Origin of the sequence: Fulvivirga sp., assembly GCF_040220315.1 — a bacterium.
Classification (GTDB): Bacteria; Bacteroidota; Bacteroidia; order Cytophagales; family Cyclobacteriaceae; genus Fulvivirga.
The window spans coordinates 1-3,706 of the sequence record NZ_JAVJUY010000402.1; the positions used below are offsets into that span (position 1 = coordinate 1).

Consider the following 3,706-nt stretch of genomic DNA (forward strand, 5'->3'; position numbering starts at 1 on the left):
TTGTGCACATTCTTCAACATTTCTCACAATAATTTAACTAAAGAAAAAAACTGTTTGCAATAGTCACAAACTATGCTACATTTGCAATCCGAATTTTTCGGGTTCAGGTAATACCCGAGAAAAATTTGGGCTCTTAGCTCAGTTGGTTCAGAGCACCTGCCTTACAAGCAGGGGGTCAATGGTTCGAATCCATTAGGGCCCACATCAAGCAGAAAACCCTGGCAACCGTAGGTTGTCAGGGTTTTTGATTTTTAAGAGAAAAGGGAAGTTTTACTTCACTTTTCGGAAAAAAATCAAAAACAGACAATGCAACGCATTGACAGTTTTCTATTTACAGGAGTGGTCCCTTATGGATCACTGAAAGTAATCCATCCATTCTACTTCGATAGCAGTATTGTCTGATATACCACATGTTAGTGATAAAACCAACATGAAGTTTTATGAGAAAATTAACTATTCGACGAAGGAGAATGGGATTGCATTTAGACTTCGGGGCCGACATGGATCACCGCAGGTAATCCATAAATCATCTGCAAAAAGCAGATGATAGGATTTCTATTTGCAGAAGTGGTCACTTATGGATGACTGAAAGTAATCCATTTATTCTACTTCGAATAGCAGTATTCTCTGAAACGCTACAGCACTAACATCTATGAAAGTTGGTGAAAACACCAACTTTGGCCCTAGTATTGTCTCATACTAATCACCGCAGGTAATCCTCCTACAAGACCTGATGGCTTGAGAGCCACAAGCCACGGTTCATAAAGTACATATTCACTAAAGAAAAAAGGCCACCCCATTTGAGATGACCTTCCTATTAATAAAAGCACTGATTCTTTATGCATGCAGCAGGAAATCCTTAGATAAAATTACCCTCTGCATCAATTTTTACTTTTATCGTTTTATCCTCATTCTGGAGTTTGATTTTATATAGTCTTCTGGCTGCATCTGAGGATTCACGGTAATTCACTAAATACTGATCTTTTGTAGGTACCCAATTTGGAAATTTTGTTAAAATGGCTTCAGTTATGTGGGTAGGTAATATGACATCTTCAAATTTTTCGATGGTACGTAGCAGTGTGCCATCCTTGTCATAGGCAGCAAGAATTTTGCCATTTGGAATAAAAAACTGAACACTATAAAGGTCCTTATCTTCTTCATAGAATGCTGCACCTTTTAGGTCAAAACTGGCTACTTTTTCCTCCAGGTTACGTACATCGGTATCCGCTACTTCTTCCGGGTTCACACTATTCAGATATTTATAGTTGGTAGCTCGTACTTCAAACTCAGGGAGTGTGACCTGAGCAAAGGATTGGGTGGTTAGTCCAAGAATCATTAAACCAAAAAGTAACTTTTTCATGACTTTAATATTTACTTAATACTTGACTATTATTTTGTGTAATAGTGTTTATGATTAGGACGAAATCCTGGAATCTATCCCGCGGAAATTTTCAAAAAAATTTTGGGTTGTTTCTCAAGTATTGGAATTTGGTTTTTCTGTTGCTTCAAGATTTTTCTTCATCATGAATAACTGCTTTCCTTTTAAATCCATCTGCATTTACCTGAGGCACCTGGTTGACTGAGAAAGAGGGACTAAGCGTGATAAATAACACCTGGTCATCCATTTAGTAGCGACCAATGACCGGAATGACTAATTCTATTTTCCAGCTCCTACAATGACACCCAGGGTCACCTGTTTTTGGCTGATCAACCGGGAAAAACTTTCAGGGACTAGCTACTTAGAAGGTGGCTTGGTATTAGCGGATCTACACTATTAATCTAAGTTTAAATGACTGTTATCTTAGACTTATTCACTAGGTTATCTTTTGATTTCTCCCTAAAATAGCCCAGATTAGTTTTTGCGAATTTCTCAACAACCCATGCAATTCCAGGCAAAACCCTTAAAGAATCTTAATCATTCCGCTGATGAAAAGAGGAAATCTCAATTTTCTAGTGATCTGGAATGCTGGCAAGCTTTCAAGCGGGGGAATGAGGCAGCTTTCATCCATATTTATAAACAGTATTTCAACAGGCTACTGGATTATAGTGTTCAATACACATTGGACAAAGAGCTGGTTTTGGATTGCATTCAGGACATTTTTGTAGAACTACGCAAAAACCGTAAGAACCTTTCCGACACCGATTCAATTCTTAAATACCTGCTGATATCATTGAAGAGAAAGATTATCTATCGGCTGAAGCAAGCCAAATCACTGGATTTGCGACATCAGAAAGTAGAGTGTTTTGAAATCGAATATTCGGCAGAGGATTATATCATAAATCGGCAAAAATCTGAGGAGAGAACTCATAAAATAAAGCACGCCCTATCACAACTTTCCGAACGTCAGCGGGAAGCTATATATTATTTTTATTATCAAAATATGAATTATAAGGATGTGGCCGATGTCATGGATTTGTCCAGCACTAAATCTGCCCGCAATCTCATTTACAAAGCTCTTGGAAAGCTGAAGATAAGTCTGATTGTAGATGTATTTGCCTTAATTTCTATGATCCATTTTGTCTAAAAAAGGATTTTCCTTCCCATTTACAGGACCCTGGTAATCAGGGGGCAAAAATTTTTTCCAATTACATGATGTCGTTTTAGGGGTGTGCTTTCTTATTAGAGTATAATCTTAGCCATGAATTACCACAACTATAAATTAGAAGATTTTCTTACAGACGAAGATTTTAAAAAGTGGGTAATAGAACCTGATGCCGATCGCAATCAGTTCTGGCAATCCTGGATAGCATCCAACCCGGAGAAAAAAAATACAGTTTACCAGGCCATCGAAATTATTCGGGGGATAAAATTTAGAAGCAGTGAGGATTTTGAAGATCACGTGCATTTTGATGATCAACTTGAAACAACTCTTGAAGCCATACTACAAGCTGATGAAAGCACTACCGAGCAAAAAGGAAATCATCGAAATAGATTTTTTTATGTTATTCCAAAAATTGCAGCTTCTTTACTCTTTATCATTGCCTCAGCCGCTTTTTTCTATTACATCACGATTTCACCAGAAAAGGCGGAAAATGTTGCGAACATCAATACGACTATAAAAGAGAATCCAGCAGGACAAAGGTCTACTTTACGTCTTCCTGATGGTACAGTGGTCAACCTAAACTCATCAAGTTCTATTACTTACCAGGACCCATTCACCGATTCTACCAGAAATGTTGAATTGGTGGGTGAGGCATTTTTTGAGGTAGCACACGATCCCAACAAACCTTTTGTGGTGACCTCCGGAACAGTGCAAACAGTAGCGATAGGCACATCTTTCAATGTGCGGGCATTTCAGAGCGAACAGGATATCCGGGTTTCACTGGCTACAGGAAAAGTAAAAGTCAAAATCACAGGAAAAGCCTCCGGACGGGAAACTTTATTGGAACCCGGTCAGCAGTTAGCCTATGATAAAGTATTAGAAACACAGGAAAAGAAGGAGTTGGATGAACTGTTCGATTTAGGTTGGAAAGATGGCATCATCGTATTTGAAGATGCTGACCTGAATGAGTTCATTACCACAGTAGAGCGTTGGTACGGCGTCACCTTTGAGGTATCAGGCACTCAGACAAGCAGATGGCATATAAAGGGGAAATTTGATAATGAAACTTTAAAGGAAATTATGGAAGGCTTGAGTTTTACCTACAACATACAATATGAAATGGAAGGAAAAAAAGTAAAAATAAAGTTATGATATGAAGCCAA

General features: G+C 38.2%; 3 protein-coding genes and 1 tRNA gene. 3 read left to right on the forward strand and 1 reads right to left on the reverse strand.

From position 1 onward, the window contains the following. Window positions 1-127: 127 nt before the first annotated feature. Window positions 128-202: transfer RNA gene (locus RLO81_RS20585), tRNA-Val, on the forward strand. A gap of 657 nt (window positions 203-859) precedes the next feature. Here RLO81_RS20585 and RLO81_RS20590 read toward each other — a convergent pair. Further along, a complete protein-coding gene (locus tag RLO81_RS20590; RefSeq protein ID WP_350116405.1) occupies window positions 860-1,360 on the reverse strand; it encodes a nicotinate-nucleotide adenylyltransferase in 501 nt (166 codons plus the stop codon). Between the two features lie 520 nt (window positions 1,361-1,880). Between RLO81_RS20590 and RLO81_RS20595 the strand changes: the two genes are divergently transcribed. Together RLO81_RS20595 and RLO81_RS20600 are read left to right on the forward strand one after the other, a co-directional pair. Next, window positions 1,881-2,525: an RNA polymerase sigma factor gene (locus tag RLO81_RS20595; RefSeq protein ID WP_350116407.1), complete on the forward strand. Its 645-nt coding sequence runs from the start codon at window positions 1,881-1,883 to the stop codon at window positions 2,523-2,525. 114 nt (window positions 2,526-2,639) lie between these two features. Continuing rightward, on the forward strand, window positions 2,640-3,695 hold the full coding sequence (locus tag RLO81_RS20600; RefSeq protein WP_350116409.1) for a FecR family protein: 1,056 nt from the start codon (window positions 2,640-2,642) through the stop codon (window positions 3,693-3,695). Window positions 3,696-3,706: the final 11 nt, after the last annotated feature.

Excerpts from the sequence above, each read along its gene's own strand:
- RLO81_RS20600 (WP_350116409.1), top strand. The coding sequence starts at position 2,640 with ATGAATTACCACAACTATAAATTAGAAGATTTTCTTACAGACGAAGAT.
- RLO81_RS20595 (WP_350116407.1), top strand. The coding sequence starts at position 1,881 with ATGCAATTCCAGGCAAAACCCTTAAAGAATCTTAATCATTCCGCTGAT.
- RLO81_RS20590 (WP_350116405.1), bottom strand. The coding sequence starts at position 1,360 with ATGAAAAAGTTACTTTTTGGTTTAATGATTCTTGGACTAACCACCCAA.